The 19,990-nt window shown below is 64.8% G+C and carries 18 protein-coding genes, 1 tRNA gene and 1 other RNA gene; 11 read left to right on the forward strand and 9 right to left on the reverse strand.

Annotated features, from left to right (window positions below):
* Positions 1 to 278 precede the first annotated feature (278 nt).
* Positions 279 to 1,061 carry a queuosine precursor transporter gene (locus AB0J47_RS40880; RefSeq protein ID WP_364359657.1) on the reverse strand — a complete coding sequence of 261 codons (783 nt, stop codon included), beginning with the start codon at positions 1,059 to 1,061 and terminating at the stop codon, positions 279 to 281.
* Positions 1,062 to 1,090: 29 nt separating this feature from the next.
* On the opposite strand from AB0J47_RS40880, the gene AB0J47_RS40885 reads away from it, so the two are divergent.
* Entirely contained in the window at positions 1,091 to 1,603 is a 513-nt protein-coding gene (locus AB0J47_RS40885) for a DUF4190 domain-containing protein (protein ID WP_364359660.1), read from the forward strand.
* Between the two features lie 71 nt (positions 1,604 to 1,674).
* On the opposite strand, the gene AB0J47_RS40890 is transcribed toward AB0J47_RS40885, so the two are convergent.
* The 3 genes from AB0J47_RS40890 to AB0J47_RS40900 are packed head-to-tail and all read right to left on the reverse strand — an operon-like array spanning position 1,675 to position 3,878.
* Positions 1,675 to 2,373, reverse strand: coding sequence for an RDD family protein (locus AB0J47_RS40890; RefSeq protein WP_364359663.1), 699 nt, complete (start codon positions 2,371 to 2,373; stop codon positions 1,675 to 1,677).
* Positions 2,374 to 2,418: 45 nt separating this feature from the next.
* Positions 2,419 to 3,342 carry a tRNA glutamyl-Q(34) synthetase GluQRS gene (gluQRS, locus tag AB0J47_RS40895; protein WP_364359666.1) on the reverse strand — a complete coding sequence of 308 codons (924 nt, stop codon included), beginning with the start codon at positions 3,340 to 3,342 and terminating at the stop codon, positions 2,419 to 2,421.
* 26 nt (positions 3,343 to 3,368) lie between these two features.
* Complete coding sequence (locus tag AB0J47_RS40900) at positions 3,369 to 3,878, reverse strand: DUF309 domain-containing protein (protein WP_364359706.1); 510 nt, start codon at positions 3,876 to 3,878, stop codon at positions 3,369 to 3,371.
* Between the two features lie 420 nt (positions 3,879 to 4,298).
* Between AB0J47_RS40900 and AB0J47_RS40905 the strand changes: the two genes are divergently transcribed.
* A complete protein-coding gene (locus tag AB0J47_RS40905; protein WP_364359669.1) occupies positions 4,299 to 4,508 on the forward strand; it encodes a DUF397 domain-containing protein in 210 nt (69 codons plus the stop codon).
* Between the two features lie 81 nt (positions 4,509 to 4,589).
* On the opposite strand, the gene AB0J47_RS40910 is transcribed toward AB0J47_RS40905, so the two are convergent.
* A complete protein-coding gene (locus AB0J47_RS40910) occupies positions 4,590 to 6,215 on the reverse strand; it encodes a cytochrome bc complex cytochrome b subunit (RefSeq protein ID WP_364359672.1) in 1,626 nt (541 codons plus the stop codon).
* Positions 6,216 to 6,382: 167 nt separating this feature from the next.
* Here AB0J47_RS40910 and AB0J47_RS40915 point away from each other — a divergent pair, with 167 nt between their 5' ends.
* Positions 6,383 to 7,759, forward strand: coding sequence for a WS/DGAT domain-containing protein (locus AB0J47_RS40915; protein WP_364359675.1), 1,377 nt, complete (start codon positions 6,383 to 6,385; stop codon positions 7,757 to 7,759).
* Between the two features lie 259 nt (positions 7,760 to 8,018).
* Here AB0J47_RS40915 and AB0J47_RS40920 read toward each other — a convergent pair.
* Positions 8,019 to 8,106: transfer RNA gene (locus tag AB0J47_RS40920), tRNA-Ser, on the reverse strand.
* 128 nt (positions 8,107 to 8,234) lie between these two features.
* Here AB0J47_RS40920 and ffs point away from each other — a divergent pair.
* Together ffs and AB0J47_RS40930 are read left to right on the forward strand one after the other, a co-directional pair.
* An RNA gene (gene ffs, locus AB0J47_RS40925) (signal recognition particle sRNA small type) lies at positions 8,235 to 8,329 on the forward strand.
* 144 nt (positions 8,330 to 8,473) lie between these two features.
* A complete protein-coding gene (locus AB0J47_RS40930; protein ID WP_364359678.1) occupies positions 8,474 to 9,763 on the forward strand; it encodes an aminotransferase class I/II-fold pyridoxal phosphate-dependent enzyme in 1,290 nt (429 codons plus the stop codon).
* Between the two features lie 49 nt (positions 9,764 to 9,812).
* On the opposite strand, the gene AB0J47_RS40935 is transcribed toward AB0J47_RS40930, so the two are convergent.
* Complete coding sequence (locus tag AB0J47_RS40935; protein ID WP_364359682.1) at positions 9,813 to 10,250, reverse strand: SRPBCC family protein; 438 nt, start codon at positions 10,248 to 10,250, stop codon at positions 9,813 to 9,815.
* A 2-nt stretch (positions 10,251 to 10,252) separates the two neighbouring features.
* Positions 10,253 to 11,059 carry a methyltransferase domain-containing protein gene (locus AB0J47_RS40940; RefSeq protein WP_364359685.1) on the reverse strand — a complete coding sequence of 269 codons (807 nt, stop codon included), beginning with the start codon at positions 11,057 to 11,059 and terminating at the stop codon, positions 10,253 to 10,255.
* 231 nt (positions 11,060 to 11,290) lie between these two features.
* On the opposite strand from AB0J47_RS40940, the gene AB0J47_RS40945 reads away from it, so the two are divergent.
* From AB0J47_RS40945 to AB0J47_RS40965, 5 genes are all read left to right on the forward strand, one after another.
* Positions 11,291 to 11,884, forward strand: a complete 594-nt coding sequence (locus AB0J47_RS40945) for an HhH-GPD-type base excision DNA repair protein (protein WP_364359688.1) — start codon at positions 11,291 to 11,293, stop codon at positions 11,882 to 11,884.
* Between the two features lie 113 nt (positions 11,885 to 11,997).
* Positions 11,998 to 12,711: a hypothetical protein gene (locus AB0J47_RS40950; RefSeq protein ID WP_364359691.1), complete on the forward strand. Its 714-nt coding sequence runs from the start codon at positions 11,998 to 12,000 to the stop codon at positions 12,709 to 12,711.
* Between the two features lie 158 nt (positions 12,712 to 12,869).
* A complete protein-coding gene (locus AB0J47_RS40955; protein WP_364359694.1) occupies positions 12,870 to 13,259 on the forward strand; it encodes a hypothetical protein in 390 nt (129 codons plus the stop codon).
* Between the two features lie 142 nt (positions 13,260 to 13,401).
* A complete protein-coding gene (locus AB0J47_RS40960) occupies positions 13,402 to 14,835 on the forward strand; it encodes an MFS transporter (protein WP_364359709.1) in 1,434 nt (477 codons plus the stop codon).
* A 403-nt stretch (positions 14,836 to 15,238) separates the two neighbouring features.
* On the forward strand, positions 15,239 to 16,516 hold the full coding sequence (locus tag AB0J47_RS40965) for an ROK family protein (protein ID WP_364359697.1): 1,278 nt from the start codon (positions 15,239 to 15,241) through the stop codon (positions 16,514 to 16,516).
* A 353-nt stretch (positions 16,517 to 16,869) separates the two neighbouring features.
* Here AB0J47_RS40965 and AB0J47_RS40970 read toward each other — a convergent pair whose 3' ends face one another.
* Positions 16,870 to 18,480, reverse strand: a complete 1,611-nt coding sequence (locus AB0J47_RS40970) for a DUF2207 domain-containing protein (RefSeq protein WP_364359700.1) — start codon at positions 18,478 to 18,480, stop codon at positions 16,870 to 16,872.
* A 153-nt stretch (positions 18,481 to 18,633) separates the two neighbouring features.
* Between AB0J47_RS40970 and AB0J47_RS40975 the strand changes: the two genes are divergently transcribed.
* A complete protein-coding gene (locus AB0J47_RS40975) occupies positions 18,634 to 19,824 on the forward strand; it encodes a neutral zinc metallopeptidase (RefSeq protein ID WP_364359703.1) in 1,191 nt (396 codons plus the stop codon).
* The last annotated feature ends 166 nt before the right edge of the window (positions 19,825 to 19,990 follow it).

Consider the following 19,990-nt stretch of genomic DNA (forward strand, 5'->3'; position numbering starts at 1 on the left):
TGGTGTCTCGCGTCCGAGCCGTCGAGACTCGCGTCTGCGGCGCATGCGCTTTGACGGTTCGGACGCGAGACGGGCCGCGAACGGGTTGCTCGTAAGACTCGCTTCGTCGTGGTTGCGTCGGCGAGGGGAGCTCGCGTCTGCGGCGCATGCGCTTCGACGGCTTGGCTGTGTTCAATGGCCGCGCCTTCGGCGCGGACGCGAGACGGGCTGCGAACGGTCGGTCGTAAGACTCGCTCCGTCGTGGTTACGTGACGAGTCAGCCTGCGGTGTCACATGATTCAGCTCAGGAGCGCGGGAGTTTCGCGTGGTGCGTAGCTCGGCTCGTGCTTTTTCAGGAAGGCGATCACCCGGTAGGTGATCGGCAGCACGATGACCTCGGCGAGCGTCTTCCAGAGGAATCCGACGATCACGTAGTTCACGAACTGTCCCCAGCTATCGATGCCGATGGCGGTGGCCGCGATCGAGCAGAAGATCAGCGTGTCACCGAATTCGCCGACGATCGTGGAACCGATCAACCGCGCCCACAGGTGCTTTTCCTTGGTCTTCTCCTTGATCAGCACCAGCGATGCCGAATTGAGCATCTCGCCGACGAAGTAGCCGGAAAGGCCTGCGGCGACCAGCTGCGGCGTGGTGCCGATGACGGACCGGAAGGCTTCCTGATTGTCGTAGAAGGTGGCGGCGGGCAGCTCGATGGCGATCTTGAAGCAGACGACCGCGAGCAGCAGGATGGCGAAGCCGTAGTAGATGGCCCGGCGGGCGGCCTTGAAGCCGTAGACCTCGCTTAGCACGTCGCCGATGATGTAGGCCAGGGGGAACAGGAACCACGCACCGTCGGTGGAGATCGGCAGGACCTCGATGGGGCCAAGCTTCACTGAATGATCGGTGAAGAATTGGACGCCTTTGGTTGCGCAGATATTCGAGATGATCAGTGTCGCGGTGAACAGGGCGACGACGGGGGTGTAGTAGCCCCGCGCGGCCACGGCGAATGCCGCGTGGGCCGCTGCGGGGCCCCCAGATTCTGGGTGTTCTTCGACTGTTTTGGACTCACTCACGCGCTTCATCCAACCAGGTTGTGGAATAGGCTGTAGCAATGACGAATCCCGGCGATTCCGACGAATGGTGGAAACAGTACGGCGGCGAAGGCGTGTCGCCGGAGGCTGGCTCCCAGGGGTCGGTACCGCAGTACCCCTCGACACCGCAGTACCCTTCCGCGCCCCAGTACCCGCAGCAGCCGGCTCAGACCCCGCCACCACAGCCGCAGTACCCGAGCTACCCGCAGCAGCCGGTCGCCGGTCCGCAGCAGCCGTACCCGCAGAACCCGGGCTATCCGAATGCGTACCAGCCGTACGGCTATCCGCAGCAGGCGCAGGGGAACAACGGGCTCGCGATCGGTTCGCTGATCGCGTCGATAATCGGGCTGTGCAGTTGCGGTATCGGCGCGATCGTCGGAATCATCCTCGGTGTCATCGCACTGAATCAGATCAAGGAGAGCGGCCAGGGGGGCCGCGGTATGGCTCTGGCCGGAATCTGGATCGGCGCTGGTGCCATCGTGCTCTGGATTGTCTACATCGTGCTCGACGTAGCGCTGACGGCGACGCATTAGCCTTCGAAAACACCAGGGGCGCTCCCATTTTCGGGAGCGCCCCTGTGCTGTATCCGGGGTTCGCGGCCTGATCAGGCCTTGACGACCTGGGTGCCGCCGGCGAACTTGTCGTGCCAACCCTGCTTGTTCGGGTCCTGCTCGATGGTCACCGCGATGTAGATCATCAAGCCGATCGCGACCAACTGACCGATGCACGGGACGATGTTGGCCACCAGGTAGAGGTTGCGCTTGAGCGAAACATCCGGGGTGATCTTGGCGGCGCCACCGGGGGCAACGACCCGCAGGCCGAGGATCTTCTTGCCCAGCGTGGTCCCCATATTGGTCTCCATCAGCACGAAGTACGCGATGGGGGCCGCGATGACGACGATGAAACCGAGGATCGAGCCGACGATTCCGATCTTCGACAGGAGCAGGTCGATGACGTAGGCCGGGATGCCGACGATCAGGCCATCGATGAACCTCGCACCGAACCGGGGCAGCAGCTCACCCGGCTGGCCGGCACCGGGGCCCTGCTGACCGACCTCGCCGTACTGCTGCGGGTAGGGCTGCTGGCCATAGGGATCCTGCGGCTGCCCGTATTGGGGCTGCTGCCCGTATTGCGGCTGCTGGCCGTACTGCGGTGGCTGCTGCCCGTACTGCGGTGGCTGCTGCCCGTACTGGGGCGGCTGCCCCTGCGGGTACTGCTGTCCACCCTGCGGGTATTGCTGTCCGCCCGGATACGGTTGCCCGCCTTGCGGATATTGGTTGGGGTCGTACCCACCGCTTGTCATATGTGTGTCCTCGTCAGTGATCAGTAGATCGGTCGATTGCGTACGTTACGGACATCGCGCGGGTTGCAACAACCCATTCTCGTCGAGTATCCACGGTTCCTCGGTCAGATCGGCCGGGTCGAATCGGTCGAGCAGTTCGGCAGGCGAAACCGGGGGATAGCCAAGCGAACAGGCCAGTACGGCCGCGACCTGGTCGGGTGTGTTGCCGAGGGCGAGCTGATCGGCGAGTGTCACCGCGCCATCGCGTTTGGCCAGTCGCTTCCCTTCGGCGTTGAGCACCAGCGGTACATGTGCGTACTGCGGAACCGGAAGTTTCAGCAGCGTCGCGAGATAGGCCTGGCGCGGTGTCGACGGCAGCAGATCGTCGCCGCGGACCACCTGATCGATGCCCTGCTCCGCGTCGTCGACGACCACGGCCAGGTTGTACGCCGGAATTCCGTCGCCGCGGCGCAGTACGACATCGTCGACGGGGCCGCGGTAGCGCCCGTGCAATTCATCGGTGATTTCGAATTCGCGCGCGTGCGCACGCAACCGCAGTGCGGCCGGACGTCCTTCGGCGCGGTGCGCGATTCGCTGCGCCTCGGTCAGATCGCGGCAGGTGCCCGGATAGTGGCCGAGCGGTCCGTGCGGTGCGGTCGCGGCCTGCTGGATTTCCTTTCGGGTGCAATAGCACTCGTAGGTGAGCCCGGCCGCGGTGAGCCGATCGATGGCCGCTTGATAGTGCGGCAACCGGTCGCTCTGCCGGACGACCGGACCGTCCCAGTCCAAGCCGATCGCGGCGAGGTCCGCCAGTTGGCGCTGTTCGGCGCCCGGCCGGACGCGATCCAGATCGTCGATACGGAGCACGAAGCGGCGTCCGGTCGAGCGCGCGAACAACCAGGCCAGCACGGCGGTGCGCAGATTTCCGATGTGCAGATCGCCGGACGGACTCGGGGCGTACCTGCCTGCTGGAGTTCTGGGTACTGGCACGTTTGCCATGCTAGGGCCGCGGCAGGTCACCGGAGTAGCAGCCGCGGCTTGAGCCGGTCTTCCGGGATCGCGGTTCCGCTGTCGAGTGCGGCCAGCAGCGCCTCGGCGTGCGCGATCAGGCCCGCACGGTCGATTCCGTATGGCGTATCGCTGTTTCGGTTCGATCGGTCGGTGTCCGACTCGGCCTCGTAGGTGCGCAGCCGGCCCACCGCACGGGTGAGCAGGGTGCGCGCGCCCTTCGGATTCGCGCGCTGGATGTGCGTCAGCCCGACCGCATATTGCGCCAAACCCTGCCACAGCATCCTTTCGGCGAACGGCCCGTTCTTCCACGCGGCCTCCAATACCTCGTGTGCGTTGAATGCCAGGCCGTCATCCAGCAGTTGCTGGGCGAAGGAGAGGGTTTGCTGGGGCGGCAGATTCAGATCGTCCGGAATTCGCGGCACACCGACGCTGCCGACCGGCAGCGGCCGCCCGAACCGGTCGCGTGGACGGGGATTACGTGCGCGACCTGCCTCGTCGCGCGGGCGTTCGACCATGCTGACCATCATCCACGGACGGTGTCGCAGGCGTCCACCCGAGTTCGGCCGATCTTGATTAATTGACGGATCACGGAGCAATCACATCGCCGAAAAGTTTGCTGCCCAGCAAACATAGAAATGAATGTCATCTTCCGGCAATGCCCCCGCAACTCTCCATCTTCGCAAGATTGGCAAATGCGATGATTGAATGGGCAAGAGATCGGCAAATTCTCGATGAACCTGCTAGTGTTTACCGCGCGGGGGCGACCCCGCGAGGTGAATTCACCTCGAAGTGCAGTGCGATCACGACGCACCGTGAAAGTCGCGCGCTTTGGCAAGGCGCACCACGGGATTCGGCGTTCCGCGCCGGATGCCGGTGCTAGTTAGAACGATGTCAGAAGAAAATCTCGTTCTCGACGCAGCAAAGGAGCTAGTGCCGTGGAAGTTGACTTGACGGGCGCTGTGTGGCGTAAGAGCACATACAGCGGCCCCGATGGGAACTGCGTGGAAGTCGCATTTCTCGTCGACGGCAACGTGGCGGTCCGCGACACCAAAGACAACGGCTATGGACCGTTGTTGGCGTTCACGCCAGGCGAGTGGAATGCATTCCTAAACAGAATGTCACAGGGGGAGTTCGGACACGCCTGAACAACAGGTAGGTCCGAACCAACAGCACGGGCCCCGGGTCGGCACGGACTCGGGGCCTTCGCAGGTGCTGAGCGACTTTTCTCAGTGGTGCTGGCCGTCGGTCTGCTCTTGCGCGGCGCGCAGTACGGCGAGCTGTTTGCGCTCTTCCTCGTGCTCGGCCGCCCGATTGGCGCGCGACTCCTGCCACGGATCGGGGCGGAAGAATCCGCCGGTACCCGGCCTGCCCGCTGAACCCAGCTTGTTCATCTTCTTCGGCACCGTCGCGCCCTGGTAGGTCAGCGGGAACGGATGACCGTGCTCGTCGACCGGACCGAGCGGCTGGTGGATCTCGATGTACTCACCGTGCGGCAACCGTCGGACAATGCCGGTTTCGATGCCGTGCTCGAGCACCGCGCGATCGGAGCGTTGCAGGCCCAGGCAGATGCGGTAAGCGGCGAAGTAGGCCACCGCAGGCAGGGTGAGAATGCCGATCCGGCCGACCCAGGTGGTCGCATTCAATGAGACGTCGAATTTGTAGGCGATGATGTCGTTCACGCAGGACAGCGTCAGTACCACGTAGAAGGTGATCGCCATCGCGCCGATCGCCGTGCGGACCGGTACGTCGCGTGGTCGCTGCAGCAGGTTGTGGTACGCGGTGTCCTTGGTCAGGCGCCGTTCGATCCACGGATAGGCGATCAGCACGGCGAACACCAGGCCCATGATCATCGCGCCCCAGAACGGTGCGGGCACGGTATAGCGGCCCGGATACAGCTCCCAGGGCGGGATCAGGCGCATCATGCCGTCGGTCCACATCATGTAGAAGTCCGGCTGGGTGCCCGCCGATACCTTGGCCGGGCTGTATGGGCCGAAGGCCCAGATCGGATTGATCTGCAGCAGGCCGCCCATGAGTGCCACGACACCGAGCGTGAATGCGAAGAACGCACCCTGGTCCGCGGCGAAGACCGGCACGATGCGCGCACCGATGACATTGTTCTCGCTGCGACCCGGTCCCGGGAATTGTGTGTGCTTCTGGTACCAGACCAGCGCGATATGCGCGGCGATCAGCGCGAGCATGATGCCGGGGAACAGCAGCACGTGCGCGATGAACAGTCGCGGAAGGATGATCTCGCCCGGATAGTCGCCGCCGAACATCAGCCAGTGCATCCAGGTGCCGATGAGCGGAATGCCGAGTGTGATCGACGAGAACGCCGCCCGCAGGCCGGTGCCCGAGAGCAGGTCGTCTGGCAGCGAGTAGCCGAAGTACCCCTCGAACATTGCCAGGATCAGCAGCAGCGAGCCGAGCACCCAGTTCGCCTCGCGCGGCTTGCGGAATGCGCCGGTGAAGAAGATCCGGAACAGGTGCACGATGATGGAGGCCGCGAACAGTAGTGCGGCCCAATGGTGGACTTGGCGCACGAAAAGGCCGCCGCGGACCTCGAAGGAGAGGTTCAGCGCTGTCTCGTAGGCGCGGGTCATGGACACCCCGCGTAGCGGCTGGTACGCGCCGTTGTAGGTGACTTCGGCCATCGATGGGTCGAAGTACAGCGTCAGATAGGTACCGGACAGCACCAGAATGATGAAGCTGTAGAGCGCGATCTCGCCGAGTAGGAACGACCAGTGTGTCGGGAAGACCTTGTTGATCGACCGCTTCATGAACGCGGCGGCCTTATATCGCTCGTCGAACGAGTTGGCTTGTTCGCTTGCCTTACGACCTACGTCAATAGCCATGGCCGACACCCCGCTCTGGGTGAGTGGTGGTACGTGTTCTACTACAGACGGTAGCAGGGGATCGATCAGGAATCGATAGGTTTCCCTGAACCGCAATGTGGAACAAGATCATTCAGATTTCCGGTGCCGCTCACGACCACTGGTCGCCGGTGCCATATCGTCGAGTCGTGAGTACGGTGGCCGCCCAGGACGCGACGATGTACTGGCTGTCGGGCCGTACCCGAAATGACCTCTTCATGCTCTATTGCTTCAACGATTCCGGACGTTCCGGTGCCCAACTGCGCGAGTTCGTCGAGCGGCGCAGTGCCGACATTGCCGATCTGTCGGTCCGGCTGCGCGCGCTGCCCGCGGATCTGGACTATCCGACATGGATTCGATGCGAATTCCGTGCCGAGCAATTTGTGGAACATTTCCTTCCGGAACCAGATTGGCCGAGTGTGTGTGCAGTGCTCGGCAAACTGCTCGGCACCGGGGTGGACGCCGCGGTGCGGCCGTGGCGGTTACATGTGTTCCGTGGGGTTATCGGCGCCCCCGGGGCTGCTGGACCCGCGATGGTGGTTGTGTTGCAGATGTCGCATGCGTTGGCGGATGGGCGGCGGGGGGCGGAGATCGCCAGGGCGCTGTTTTCCGAGGATGGTGGGGTTGGTGCACCGTCCAGCCGCGGTCGACGGCTCGATGCGGCCGTGTATCCCATAAATGTGCATTCGGTGCTGGGGCTGCTTCGGATGCCGATTCAGTTCGCGCGCACGGCGATCCGCGGTTACCAAGCATTCCGGGCGCAGCAGGAGTTGGCCGAATTGACAACTGCGGGAAGGCTTCCGGGGCCTGGGCCCGAGTTCACGCCGAGTCTGGTGAACCGGGGCGGTTCGCCGGATCGGCATGCTCATCAGGTGCGGATGATCGTCTGCGATGCCGAACGGCTGCGCATCTCGGGCCAAACCGTGACCGTAGTCGCGCTGACCGCCGTGTCGATCGCACTCGATCGCTACCTCACGGCGCGAGGCGAACGAGTGGACCGTCTGGGCGCCCAGGTGCCGATGGCGTTGTCCGACAACCGGATAACGGCCCGCAATAACTACCGCAGCCTAGGCGTCGACCTGTTCATCGATGAACCGGATCTACTGGCCCGCGCCGACAAAATCGCGACGGCCCTCACCGATCGCCGAACCCGCGCCCAGCATCCACTGCTGACCGCCCAGGACCGCGTCACCGCAGTTACCCCCGCCGCACTACTACGCCGCGATATCGAGCGCTACCCACTCGACACCGTCCCCGACTCGATCGCCGGACACACCGTGGTCTCCAGCGTCCATCGCGGCCCGGCCGACCTGACCTTCGGCGGCGCCCCCGTCCGCTTCACCGGCGGCTTCCCGGCAATCGGCTCGGTAATGCACCTCACCCACGGTGTACACGGCCTCGGCGATACCGTCACCGTCTCGATCCACGCCGACACCGCCGCGCTACCGGACATCGATATCTACGCCGACCTGCTGCGCGCTGCGCTGAACGAGGTATCCGACTGCGCCACCGAAGAATTGGGATAGTTCCTGAAGCTCAACCGAGTGATTCGGCACAGCCCGGCAAAGTTTTTGCTCTTCTCGGGGACCGACTCCAGCACTACGTCCTCTGGTGCATGGTCCGCACCCCCTCGCCGCCTTCGCCGTCGACTACGTCCCGCGCCCCTGCGCACGGTGGCCACCCAGACCATGACCACAGTTTTCGGCGACTGACCCCGCAAGGGCGGACCGGTGCGTACAAAAACAGCAGGTCAGGTTCGCGTAAACGAACCTGACCTGCTGTTTGTGGCGGAGGATAGGGGATTTGAACCCCTGAGGGCGTTAACCCAACCCGCGTTCCAGGCGAGCGCCATAGGCCACTAGGCGAATCCTCCGTGCAGCAGCATACCGGGTGCACCCGGTAGGTCACCAAATTGGGGCTGGTCGGGCGGGGAAGTCCCAGTTCGGACCATTTTCGGGGCCCCGGTGGTGATCATTGTCGGATCCGCCAGCTACACTTACGAACGGATCCCGCGCGGCGCGCATCCTGTGAACTCCCCCAGGGCCGGAAGGCAGCAAGGGTCAACGGGCTCTGCCGGGTGCGCGGGGTCCCCTATATTCACTCCAATTCGGAGCAACCGCCGGGGTAACGTGAACACGGTCCGCCGGACGTCGAACGCGCTCGGCCGGATCAACGGTCCGACCGCGGCACATCGGCTCGGACGTCAATCGCCCCTTCGCTGCTTCGAAAGGCTGCCCAGGATGCCCCGGCAAACGCAGATCGGTTTGATGAGCCCCCCTGAGCTTGTGTCCGAACACGAGACCCAGACCGCGAATTACGCGACGCTCAAGACCGAGAAGCTCACGCTGGATCTGACCAGGGGTAAACCTTCGCCAGAACAACTCGACCTCTCCGCGGAACTGCTCACCCTGCCCGGTCCCGGCGATTTCAAGGACGGCACCGGCACCGACTGCCGCAACTACGGTGGGCTGCACGGTCTCCCGGAATTGCGCGCGATCTTCGGCGAGCTGCTCGGCATTCCGGTCGAGAACCTGATCGCGGGCAATAACGCCAGCCTCGAGCTGATGCACGATGTGATCAGCTACGCATTGCTGTACGGCACACCGGATTCCGAGCGCCGCTGGGTGGCCGAGCCCACGCTGAAGTTCTTGTGTCCGAGCCCCGGCTACGACCGGCATTTCGCGATCACCGAGGCGCTCGGCTTCGAGATGATTCCGGTTCCGATCGGTCACGACGGACCGGATGTGCACGCCATTGCCGAACTGGTGGCAAATGATCCGCAGATCAAAGGTCTGTGGGCGGTGCCGAACTACTCCAACCCGACCGGCGTCATCTTCTCCGAAGAGGTTGTCCAGGAGTTGATTTCGATGCCCACCGCGGCGCCGGACTTCCGCCTGTTCTGGGACAACGCCTACGCGGTACATCCGCTGACCGATACCGCCGCCCCCGTTCTCGATGTGCTCGGTATGGCCGCCGCGGCCGGAAATCCGAACCGCCCCATCGTTTTCGCGTCCACCTCGAAGATCACCTTCGCCGGTGCGGGGGTGAGCTTCCTCGGGGCCTCCACGCCGAACCTGAGCTGGTATCTCGAGCACGCCTCGAAGAAGAGCATCGGTCCGGACAAGATCAACCAGCTGCGCCACCTGCGGTTCTTCAAGGATGCCGATGGCGTGCGTGCGCATATGCAGAAGCATCGCGCCATCCTCGAACCGAAATTCGCACTGGTACTGAAGATTCTGGAGGATCGGCTCGGCGCGTCCAAGGTGGCGTCCTGGACCGAGCCGAAGGGCGGTTACTTCATCAGCCTCGATGTCCTGGAGGGCACCGCGGCCCGGGTGATCGCACTGGCCAAGGATGCGGGTATCGCGCTCACCGCGGCCGGTTCGGCCTTCCCGTACAAGAATGACCCGGAAGACAAGAACATCCGCATCGCCCCCAGCTTCCCGCAGCTGCCGGAACTGGAGAAGGCAATGGACGGTCTGGCCACCTGCGTACTGCTCGCGGCCACCGAGAAGCTGCTCCAGAAGTAGTCGAAGAATATGGTGGGCGCGTATCGAATCGATACGCGCCCACCATATTTCAAGCCTCCAGTAGTGCCCGCAACCGTGCCAGATCGGCGCGATTGGCCCGCCGCATTGCCGCCTCCATGATCGGTGCGGCCATTTTGCCGAATCCGCTGGGAGTTCCGGTGTTGCGCAGGGTCATTCGGGTGCGGTCCGCTCCGGCGTCGGCCCAGGTGTAGGTCGTCTCCATCGGGAACGGTCCCTCGGCGGTGCGCATCACCAGTCGTTCGCCGGGCAGGTACTCGACTACTTCATAGGTATAGACGAGCTGTCTGCCGAGGAACCGCGCGACGAATTCCATGCGCGATCCGACCCGCAGTGGCGGCTCGGTCTGCCATTCGATGCGGTCGATATCGGCGTACCACCGCGGGGCGTTCGACGGATCGCCCGCGAACGCGGCGACCTGGGCACGTGGACGCTCGATCACCGCCTCGATCGATACGTCGACCGCCACGATCAGCGGGGTTTATGCGCCAGCACGGCGAACATGGTCACCGATAGGTGCACGTCACCGGTTTCGGCGCCCCGTTCCAGATCCGCGATGAGCTGATCGCGCTGCGCCTCGGTGATGGAACCGCGCGCGACCGCCATCGCCGAGATGCGATTGACCAGCGCGCCTGCCCCGACCGTCCGGTCCTGGACCAGGGCGTGCGAGCCGACCTCGTCGATCACCAGGCCTGCCTTGGTCAGCAGTCCGGGCAGCCTGCGGCCGGAGAAGGGGTTGGTGGTTGCGGCGATCAGGGTGTCGACGACCTCCCGAACGACCTGCCGGTCGCCGGGATGCACGATCGCCGTGCCCCAGTCGCTGTCCATCACCACGATGCGGCCACCTGGCCTGAGCACCCGGGCGATCTCGTTGGCGGCGCGATTCGGTGCGGTCAGGTGCTGGAACACCCGCTCGCAGAGGGCGGCGTCGAAGCTGTTCGCGCCGAACGGCAGTCCATAGGCGTCTCCGGAATGGAATTTCGCCGTCGAACCGGCCTGCAGAGCGCGGCGTTCGGCGGAGGCGAGCAGTTGCGGATCGGGTTCGACGCCGATCGCGGTGCCGGTCGGGCCGACCGCATCCGCGATAGCGATGACCTCCGAACCGGTGCCCGACCCGACATCGACCGCACTTTCGCCGGGCTGCAGCGCCAATGCGTCATGTGCCCACGTGCGCAGTCGGCGGATGCCCGGCAGTGCCGCCTGCAGATCCCGTACATCGACCAACTGATCCTGGCCCGCGCTGTCGAAGCGATCCGGGCGTAACCCCTGCATATTCATGGGCCCGATTCCGTCTCTTGGTATTGCCGTCGTCTGAGGCATGGCGCTGAGCCTACTTCGGCACCGACCGCATCGCACGGCAGGTCTGTGAGATCAGTCACGATTCGGGCATACCACCGATCCCGGGTGGGCCGGATCACGCGGGCGACATTTTCGAGCGACCTGCGAGCGGTCGCCAGCGGCGCCGAGTGAGATGATCGACTGAGTCCGGTACCAGCGAAAGGAAGTCCCGTGGCCAAAGCGAAGTCCGCGACTGTCAAGCTGTGTCTCGCCCAGGAGCCGGAGGCGGACAAGCTCCTTTCCGAGGATTCCTTCGCGCTACTGACCGGCATGCTGCTCGATCAGCAGTTTCCGCTCGAACACGCCTTCCGCGGGCCGAAGAAAATTGCCGACCGCATGGACGGCTTCGATATTCAGCGGATCGCCGACGCCGATACCGAGGCGTTCGAAGAATTGTGCGCGACCCCGCCCGCCATTCATCGCTACGGCCGGTCCATGGCACGTCGCACCCAGGAACTCGCGCGCTATGTGGTCGAGCATTACGACGGCAAGACCGAACGCATCTGGACCCAGGAGGATCCGGACGGCAAAGAGGTGTTGCGTCGTTTGAAGGACCTGCCGGGCTACGGCGATCAGAAGGCCAGGATCTTCCTCGCGCTGCTCGGCAAGCAGCTCGGAGTGCAGCCGAAGGGGTGGGAAGCGGCGGCCGGCGCCTACTCCGAAGCGGGCTCGCGGCGCTCGGCCGCCGATATTGTCGACGGCGAATCCCTTTTGGAAGTAAGGGCTTTCAAGAAGCAGATGAAGGCCGCGGCCAAGAAGTCCTGAGGTCGCTCCGGGTTTGCCTATTCGAATCTGTCTGTATTTTTCCCTCGTGCCCGACTGATTTCTCGTCGATGCTTTCCCCTCGATAGCAACACCTAGATGAGGGAATGCAGTACATGAAGATGAGGAAGCTCGCCGTCGTCGCGGCGCTGGTGACCATGGCGACCGGAGTGGCCGCGGGCACCTCTGGCGCCGCCCCGGCTGCGACCGAAAGTGACAATAGCGCAATCAATTTCACCGCCGAGGCGGTGAACGATTCATCGATCATCAAGACCGACGCGGGTTCGCTGGTGGTCGAGGACGATGTCTTCAAGATCAAGGCCGCCGATGGCACCGTGCTCGGGGGCACTCCGCTGCGGTTCCGGATCGATGACTTCGAATTCCCGATCGCCGCACAGATTTCTGATCGCACCGCGACATTGACCCCGCAGATCGATCGCGAACATGCGGCATATAAGCCGGTCGCGCTGCCCTATGAGGACAAGGCGCCGTGGAAGACCGAATACGACCGTGAGGTCGCGGCCTGGACCCGACTGACGAGCACCATCTCGGCGGGGGCCACCATCGGCACGCTGGTCGGTGGTCTCGTCGGCGGTGCGGCAGGGTGCGTCCTGGGGGGTATCGCCGGTGCGACGGTCGCCTCGGCCACCATCGTCGGCCTCTTCGGCCCGTTCATCCCGGCCGCGGCCATCGGCTGCCTCGGCGGCATCATCGCCATCGGTGCGCTGGGCACCCTGGCCGGGCAGATCCTGATCACGGCTCCGGTCGCGATCGGTGCGGCAATCCAGTACTTCACCACCATCAACCAGCCGCTGGTCCCGGCCAAGTAGGTCCTACGACATCCGTGGCCTCACCGTCGCCACGGAAACAGGCCCCGCCCAGTACCTCTCGACTGGGCGGGGCTTCTTGTCGCCGGGAAGATTGGGCGGCGAACCCGGGGTGGGATGCTCAGGCTGTTCAGAGACTCCTGAAGCAGAAGAGGATCGAGATGAACTTCGAGACAAAGCGTGTTCTGCGAATCGCCCTACCCTTCGCAACGGCCGGCGCCACACTGCTGATCGGTGCGGGTGCTGCCGTAGCCGACGACTGGCCCTCGGACGGTGGCGGCGCGTTCCAGGTCTATGAGACAAAGGACTTCGCGGTCCAATCCGATCCTGACTACTGGAATCCGCTTTCCGACCGGAACCGGTTGACCTCACCGTTCGGTACGAGCACCCGGATCGTTTGCACCAGCTTCCATGGCGTACAGCAGGATTGCTGGCAAGCAGACCTCGACGGCAACCCGCACAAGCTCAACATCGCCCCGCTCGACCTGCCATACGCGGGCTCCAGCGGGACCGGCCACTTCGGGCCGAAGCACTACGTCTACCCGGGCTGACCGCACCACGGACACAGGGCCCGCTCAGTACTGAGCGGGCCCTTCTCGGCTTGACCAGCAAGATCGTGACCTGGGCTTTCATGTGCGCGCATTACTTGCGTTGACATTTAATGCGTGCGCATCTAAATTACCGAACGTGACTATGACAGCTACCGCATCCGATACCCGGACCGTCGCACCGACCGAGCACACTCCGGGCCGTTGGGGCCCGAAGTTGTGGGCCGTGCTTTTCGTCGCCGGACTGGCGATGTTCCTCGATGCGCTCGACGTCTCGATGGTCGGCGTCGCCCTCCCGTCCATCGGATCCGAACTGGGCCTCGATACCGAGAGCCTGCAATGGATCGTCAACGGCTACATCCTCGGCTACGGCGGCCTGCTGCTGCTCGGTGGCCGAGCCGCCGATCTGCTCGGCCGTCGGCAGGTATTCCTCACGGCCCTGGTGGTTTTCGGACTCGCCTCACTCGCGGGCGGTCTGGTCGATGACGGTGCGTTGCTGATCGCCAGCCGCATCATCAAGGGCGTCGCCGCCGCATTCACCGCCCCCGCCGCACTCTCGATCATCACCACCACCTTCAAGGAAGGCCACGACCGCAACCGCGCGCTGTCGATCTTCACGGTCTTCGGCGCCACCGGTTACGCCTCCGGTCTGATCGTCTCGGGCCTGCTCACCGGCATCGACTGGCGACTGACCTTCTACGTCCCGGTGCTGGTCGTCGCGGCCGTGGTACTCACCGCCTACTTCGTGGTGCCGCGCAATATCGAGAAGGAGCAGGGCCGCATCGACTTCGCCGGCGCCGCACTGTTGACCGGTGGCATGCTGGCTGCCGTCTACACCATCGTCACCGCACCCGAAAAGGGCCTCACCGCAACGGTTGTCGCGACCACCGTAATCGCCATCGCCCTGCTGAGTGCCTTCTTCGTGGTGGAGAACAGGGTCGCCCACCCGCTGGTGCGGCTGAGCATCTTCAAGGTGAAGTCGATCGTCCGGGCGAATCTGGCCGCACTCGCCATCTTCGGCTCCTACATCAGCTTCCAGACGATCGTGTCGCTGTACCTGCAGAACACCCTGGGTTGGACGCCACTGAAGATGGCGCTGGCCCTCGCACCGACGGGCATTATCGTGGCGATCCTGTCGCCGGTCGCGGGCAAGCTGATCGACCGCTACGGCACCACGCCGATGATCATCGCCTCGATGACCTCGTTCGTGATCGGGTACGTCTGGTTCATCTCCTTCGGTGGTAGCGCCGACCCGACCTACGTCGTGGCCTACCTGCCCGCGTTCCTGCTGCTCGGACTGGGCTTCGCACTCGGTTTCTCCTCGGTCATGGTGCAGGCCACCGAGGGCATCGCCGACCACGAGCAGGGCTTGGCCTCGGGGCTGGTGCAGACCTCCGGTCAGATCGGTGGCGCGGTCGTGCTCGCCGTGGTCACCGGGCTGATCAGCGGCGGCGCCGCCACCAGCATCGCGCAGTACCGGCCGGGCCTGTACCTGGTCACCGCGGTCGCGCTGGTGGGGCTGATCGCCTCGGCCACCGCACTGCTGGCCCGTCGTCAGCTGGTCGCGGAAGCGGCGTAACCGAATAGCCCGGGATCGGGCGAGCCAGTCACCCCATGGGGGTCGCCGAAGTGGCGGCCCCCATTCGGCTTTTTCGGACAAATCGTGCTCTGGACCACATTTTGCTCGGAACCCGGTGCACGCCAAGGATTTCGGAACGAACCACCCATCCGAGGAGTTCCGGGCTCGCCGATAGGGCTTGGTGCGCGGCGATTTCGGTGTTAACTTTGATCCCATGTCTTCGAGCCGTCCGACCGCACCGCGGGTCACCTACGTGACCGCCGCGCTGGGTCTGCGACTGCCGTTGACTCGCGAACTGTGTTGTTCTTGCTGCAGCTGAGCCGCTCTTTCGGCTCGTGCGCTGCCCCGTCGCCGCACATGTAGGCACGTCCCGTGGTACGGGACTTCAGCAAGGAATCTTCATATGTCCCTCCCCACCCTTGATCGATCCGCCTCCAGGGTTGTCACCGGTCGTGTCCGTGTCCAGCGTCCCGTCGTCGCGCCGGAGCTGCGCATCGTCGACAACCCGGCCGCAGCCGTGCTGCGCGCCGCGATCAGCGGTCCGGTTTCCCGTGACAATGCCGCGCGCACAACGGGTTTGAGCATCGCGACGGTCAACCGTCAGGTGTCCGCACTATTGGCCACCGGGCTGCTGCGCGAGCGCCCCGACCTGACCGCATCGGGCGCGGTCGGACGTCCGCGGGTGCCGTTCGAAATCGACCACGAGGCCTATCTGACCCTCGGCATCCACATCGGCGCCGCGGTCACCAAGATTGTCGCGGCCGATCTGCGCGGTCGCATCCTCGGTGGACTGGCGATCGCTACGCCACAGACCGGTCAGGACTTCGCGACCATGACCGTCGCGCGCAGTGCCAAGGCCTTCCTGCAGCGCTGGCATAGGCGCAAACCGCTCTGGGCCGGGGTGGCGATCGGTGGGCGGGTCGATCCCGCGACCGGTATCGTCGATCACCCCAAGTTGGCTTGGCAAGGCGCACAGATCGGTTCGGTGCTCGGCGAGGTGCTCGAGCTGCCGGTTTCGGTGGCGCCGCACGTCGAGGCCATGGCCGCGTCGGAGCTGCTGTTGCCGACCGGCGAGCCGCGCGATGGTGCACGCACCGGTGGTCCGGGCAGCAGCCTGTACTTCTATGTTCGCGAAACCGCCGGTATCGCAGTGACTTTGGACGGCCGGGTGCATACGCCCAGCAGCGGTCCCGGGTCGATCGCGCACTTCCCGACCGGCTCCGATGTCGAATGCACCTGCGGACGGCGCGGCTGCCTCGAGGTGACCGTCGGTGATCGGTCGCTGCACGCCAGAGCCGTTGGGCGCGAGATCATTCCGGCGCACAAGGGCACCGGCGGCACCACCATCGCCGACCTGTACCGCGCCGCCGAGGCGGGCGCGGCGGATGCGCAGGAGCTGCTCGCCGAACGAGCCACCATCCTCGGACACACCGTCGCGATGGTCCGCGACATGCTCAATCCGGACCGGGTGATCCTCGGCGGCCAGGCTTTCACCGGCTACCGCCCCGCGGTCGCCCACGTCGCCCGCGCCTTCACCCAGTCCTCCCAACTCCCACCGACCGATATCCGGATCAGCGGATTCGGCGGCAAGGTGCAGGAATTCGCCGCGGTGGTCACCTCACTCAGTGTTCTCTACGCGGATCCGCTTTCAGCGATCCGTCGCACGGTGCTTTCGGACTAGCCCCGCACATCGACAACGTAAGCGGCACTGCGCGACGGCTTGGTGGTCGCAGCGGGGTCCGCTTGTCCCGCACAGACTCCCCGCCTCGACAGTCCCGTCAATTGCTGTCGAGTGGTTGCCCGACCGCGCTGGGCACGTCGTGTGCCGTGCCAACGCTCGGACCGGCTGTGGTTGCGTTGCAGGGACTTTCATTTTCGAGGTAGTCATATGGTGGTTGGGGCTGGGCGTCGAGCCACCGTATGACTACCGTCGATGGGCTGCCTACCATTCAGTGGGCGCGCCGGTGGGTTCGGCGGCTGGGTGGGCAGCGGTCCCGCTGTCGTGCGGGGCGGGGGATCTCAGCGGTCGCGGCCTTAGGCGAAGAGTGCTTCGAGGGCGGTGATGAAGTAGGGGAAGTGGCCGGCGAAGCGTTGCAGGTTGCGGTCGCGTTCGAAGGTGCCGAACCAGTAGAGGCCGGGTTGGGAGTCGGCGGCGAGGTTCAGCTCGCGGAAGGCGCGGATCCAGTTGTCGGCGCGGCCGCCGATCACCATGAACGGCAGTGCACGCGAGAAGACCAATTCCTGGTCGGCGGGCGGAATCTGGTCGCGGGTAGTCGCGTCCAAGCCGCGCTGGAGCGCGCGGATCCGGCCGACGAGTTCGCGGCCCTGCGCCGTGCGGACCGGTAGGAATCGCGGCAGCAGCACGGTCGCGACGCCGGCAAGCAGAATGGCGACACCGACCAATGCGCTGCCCGAGGTGAGCGCCAAGGCGACGGTCGCGGCGATACCGCCGACGATCAGTGCCCCACCCGACAGGATCGGCAATCCGATCCGGGCCCGGTCGATGAAGGCACCGCGCTCGACGGCGTCGGCGAGCATTGCGCTGCGTACCGTTTGGGACTGCACACGGCCTGGCGTGCGCAATTCGCCGACGGTCACCGAATCGGTGCCGTCCGGCAGTAGTGCGCGGTAGACCGCCTTTTCGTAATCGCGCAGTTGGTCATCGGCGGCGTTCACCCGGTCGATGCGCCAGTCGCTATCGCTGACGGGCGTAATCCAGATGTACCGGCGCACGGCAAGGTCGATCACCGTCGCGGCGATATCGCTCGGATCGGCATGTTCGTCGAGTAAAACGCCCGCCTCGCCGGGCAGAATACCGTCCGGAGAGGTGAACTGGACCTGCTTACCGTCGCGCAGCAGCGGGTCGATCGTCTCCGAACCGGCTGTGGCGGCGGCGTTTTCCCGCCTGGTCTTGAGCACGCAGGCCGCCATTGCGGCCAGTGCGAGCAGCAGCACACCGAATGCGACGAGCACCGGAGTCGTGACGGAGAAGGCACCCGCCTCGCTGTTGTCGCGAATATCGGCGTTGGCGGGCACCGTGCCGGGCGGCAGCTGCAGGGTCAGGTCGATATTGTCGCCCTTGCGCAGGTCGGTCTGGCGCCAATAGAGCACACCGTCCGCTTCGATCTGCAGATCCGAGCACTGCCGTAGATTGCCGGGCGGACCCAATTTGCAGTCCACCACGCCCATTTCGTAGCTCGGGCTGATCAGGGATGCGTCGATCGATGCGACATCGGCATTGATGGTGCCGAGCCAGCGGAAGACCTGGGTTCCCGGTGCGTCGCTGACCGTGTTGTGGATCGCGTAGGTGAAGGTCGATTCGCCCGGCTTGGCGTCGATGGTGAACAGATCATTCGCGACCGTCGCGGTGCCGGCGCCCTTGGTGTCGACATCGGTGACCTTGAAGACGCGTTCGACGTCGTCGCCGACCTTGAGGCGAAGCGGCAGTGTCATTTTGAAGCCGCTGTCGGCGGGGACGGTCACCTTCTCGGTGACCTCGAGTACACCCTCACGGCTCAGCTTCAGATCCGCGACAATATCGACGCCATCGGCTGCGGGCTCCGTGTGGGCAACCGGTGCGGCGGCCAGCATTCCCGCAGCGGCGAGAAGCAGCGCGCTCGCGGCGCCCCCCCGTAAAGTCAGCATGGCTGCCTACTCTAGACAAGTTGCTAAGCTGCGTCAGCAGCCCGGCGCGAGCGACGGGCCCGCAGGCGGTAGCGCAGCGTAACCATGAATGGCCCCGGGAGCGCCGCAAATCCAACACGGTCGGCGATCATGAGACGAGGGGGTACGGGGGACATGACCCAACCACCGTACGGCTATGGGCCGGTTCCGCCTGGTGGACAACCGGTTCCGCCCCGTTCCGGTGCGCCATATGGGCAGCCTGGATATCGTCCCGCCCCGGGGCAGCCCGGTTATGGCCAGCAGCCGGGTTATGGGCAGCCCGGATATGGCCATGGTCAGCCCGGATATGGCCAGCAGCAGGGTTATCCGTCCGGTTACGGCCAACCCGGTTATGGTCCGCCGCCGGGTTATGGCCAGCAGCCTGGTTATCCAGCGCCCGGATACGGACAGCGTGCCCCGATGCCCTACGGTCCGCCCGGACGTCCACCGCAGCAGCGCAAGAGCGGCGGCGGATGGATCGCGTTGCTGTTGATCATTGTGTTCGTGGTCGCGGGTGGCCTGGTGCGCGGCGCGATTTCGCACGGCAGGCACAGCAACACTTCGTCGGGCCCCGGTCCCAGCATGACCTACACACCGGATTCGAACGGCGGCGTATCGGAGACCGGAACCAACCCGCTGCTGACCGATCCGAACAGCACGTTGATCCCGGCGAAGTGCTCGTACTCGCCGTGGAGCACCCAGGTGGACACCGCGCGCAAGTTCTTCGATACCGCCGCGGGATGCCTGGAATCGGCGTGGAAACCCATACTGGCGCAGAAGAATCTGCCATTCCAGTCGCCGACGCTGAATGTCAGCGCGACCACGGACGGCATCACTACGCCGTGCACCGGCTCCACCAGTAATTTCGCTGCTTTCTACTGCCCGGCGAACAAGACGATCTACATGCCGATCAGCCAGTTGCAGACCGATCTGTTCAAGGACAACTGGATCGTGTACCTGTCGGTCTTCGCCCACGAGTACGGCCACCACGTACAGGCGATGGCCGGAATCCTGCGCAAGGCCAACAGTGATCGCGTCGACGCGGGCGTCCGCAGCGACAAGGGTCTGGAGCTCTCGCGCCGAATCGAGTTGCAGGCCAACTGCTTCGACGGCATGTACCTCGGCTCCTCGGCCAATGGCGGTTCGCTGACCACCGCGCAGATCACTCTCGCCCGCCGCGACGCCCACGGCCGCGGTGACCAGCGCGGTGATATGCGCGATCACGGGACCGCGGCGAACGGCGGCACGTGGTTCGAGATCGGGGTGGACAAAGACCGTGCGGCACAGTGCAATACCTTCACCGCGTCGGCCAGTTCGGTGTCGTGAGTAGATGACGCAGCCGCCCTACGGCTACGGTTCGTCGCCTGGATACCAGCCGCCGCCTGGGCATCAATCCGCGCCTGGGCATCAATCCGCGCCTGGGCATCAATCCGCGCCTGGGCATCAATCCGCGCCTGGGCATCAATCCGCGCCTGGGCATCAATCCGCGCCT

Origin of the sequence: Nocardia sp. NPDC049737 (assembly GCF_040674755.1) — a bacterium.
In the GTDB taxonomy this organism is placed as follows: Bacteria; Actinomycetota; Actinomycetes; order Mycobacteriales; family Mycobacteriaceae; genus Nocardia.